General features: G+C 64.1%; 2 protein-coding genes and 1 pseudogene. All 3 read left to right on the top strand.

Annotation, left to right across the window (positions count from 1 at the left end):
- Positions 1-400: aminotransferase class III-fold pyridoxal phosphate-dependent enzyme (locus DIE13_RS32440; protein WP_124831036.1), on the top strand; the 400-nt coding region annotated here is incomplete at its 5' end.
- Between the two features lie 62 nt (positions 401-462).
- Complete coding sequence (locus tag DIE13_RS32435; RefSeq protein ID WP_124831035.1) at positions 463-1,578, top strand: polyamine ABC transporter substrate-binding protein; 1,116 nt, start codon at positions 463-465, stop codon at positions 1,576-1,578.
- 190 nt (positions 1,579-1,768) lie between these two features.
- Positions 1,769-1,909 (top strand): annotated as a pseudogene (locus DIE13_RS32430) (polyamine ABC transporter ATP-binding protein); the annotation flags it as partial.

Genomic DNA, 1,909 nt, shown 5'->3' with positions numbered 1-1,909 from the left:
CCACCCGGTCGCGGCGGCCGTTGCCGTCGCGAACCTGAAGCTTTTGCGCGATGAAGGCATCGTCGAGCGAGTGAAGCATGACACGGGCCCGTACTTCCAGGCGCTGATGCGCGAGACCTTCGCGCGCCACCCGATCGTCGGCGAAGTGCACGGCCACGGGATGGTCGCGAGCCTGCAGCTCGCCGAATCGCCGGCCGAACGCCGTCGCTTCAAGAACGGCGGCGACGTCGGCACGGTCTGCCGCGACTTCTGCTTCAACGGGAACCTGATCATGCGTGCGACCGGCGACCGTATGCTGCTGTCGCCGCCGCTCGTGATCTCGCGTCAGGAAATCGATGAACTCGTATCGAAGGCGAAGAAGGCCGTCGATGCGACCGCCCAGCAACTGGGCCTTTCGTAACGGCTTTGTCTCAGGACGTGCGGCGGGCGCCGCACGCCACCATAACCCAGGGGAATTCCACCATGCGTGCCTGCTTTCTTCGCCAAGCCTGTTCCGTTGCGGCCCTTGCCGCAGCGGCCGCGTTCACGTCGGTCGCCAGTCCGTCGGCGCATGCCGAGGACCTGAACATCTACAACTGGTCCGACTACATCGCACCGGACACGATCCCGAACTTCCAGAAACAGACGGGCATTCACGTCAAGTACGACAACTACGACAGCGACGACACGCTGCAGGCAAAGCTGCTGGCAGGCAGCTCGGGCTACGACATCGTCGTGCCGACCTCGAACTACATGGCCAAGCAGATCCAGGCAGGCGTGTACCAGAAGCTCGACAAGTCGAAGATCCCGAACCTCGCGAACCTCGATCCGCTGCTGATGAAGATGATCGCCGACGCGGATCCGGGCAACCAGTACGGCGTGCCCTGGGCCTACGGCACGGACGGCATCGGCTACAACGCACAGGCCGTGAAGAAGGCGCTCGGCGACAAGGCGCCGGTCGACAGCTGGGCCCTGGTGTTCGACCCGGCCAACATGGAAAAGCTGAAAGGCTGCGGCGTCTCGTTCCTCGACCAGGCCGTCGACGTGTTCGCGGCGACACTGCAATACATGGGCAAGAACCCGAACAGCACCAACCCCGCCGACTACCAGGCTGCGTTCGAAGTCCTGAAGAAAGTCCGCCCGTACATCACCCAGTTCAACTCGTCCGGCTACATCAACGACCTCGCGAACAACGACGTGTGCGTCGCGCTCGGCTGGTCGGGCGACGTCGGCATCGCGCATCGCCGCTCGGCCGAAGCGAAGCGCTCGTACGACATCAAGTTCTCGAATCCGAAGGAAGGCGGTCTGCTGTGGTTCGACGTGATGGTGATCCCGAAGGATGCGCCGCACCCCGAAGCCGCGATGAAGTGGATCAACTACGTGTCCGATCCGAAGGTCAACGCGGCGATCACCAACACGGTGTTCTACCCGACCGCGAACAAGGCCGCGCACCAGTTCGTCACGCCGGCCGTCGCACAGGACCAGACGGTCTATCCGCCTGAAGACGTGCTGAAGAAGATGGTGCTGATGAAGCCGATGCCGGCCGACATCCTGCGCCTCCAGAACCGTCTGTGGGCGCAGTTGAAGACCGGCCACTGATCGCAACCCGTCACGGCGGCGCAGGCATCGGCTGAACGCCTGCCCGCCCGGGATCCGCGGACGAACGTCCGCCCGCGCACGCCGCGCACCCCTGTTCCATCCGGCACGAGCCGTTGTCCGCGAGTCGCGTTGCGCGCCTCGTGCGGGAACGCTCACGCCTGAAATCCGTGAAGAACGAATGGTGACTCCCATGCAATCGATACCCTCTTCCGCCGCCGCACGCCATACCCAACCGGCCGCCGCGGCCCGTTCGACGAACGACGCCTTCGTGCGCATCGAAAACGTCGTGAAGAAATTCGGCGACAGCACGGCCGTCGACAACGTGAACCTG

Source organism: Burkholderia sp. Bp9016 (assembly GCF_003857765.1).
GTDB lineage: Bacteria > Pseudomonadota > Gammaproteobacteria > Burkholderiales > Burkholderiaceae > Burkholderia.
Note: the sequence above shows the minus strand (reverse complement) of the source record. Positions and strands in the feature narration are given on the sequence as shown.

What these genes read in the sequence shown, in the direction of transcription:
- DIE13_RS32435 (WP_124831035.1), top strand. Translation starts at nt 463, where the DNA reads ATGCGTGCCTGCTTTCTTCGCCAAGCCTGTTCCGTTGCGGCCCTTGCC.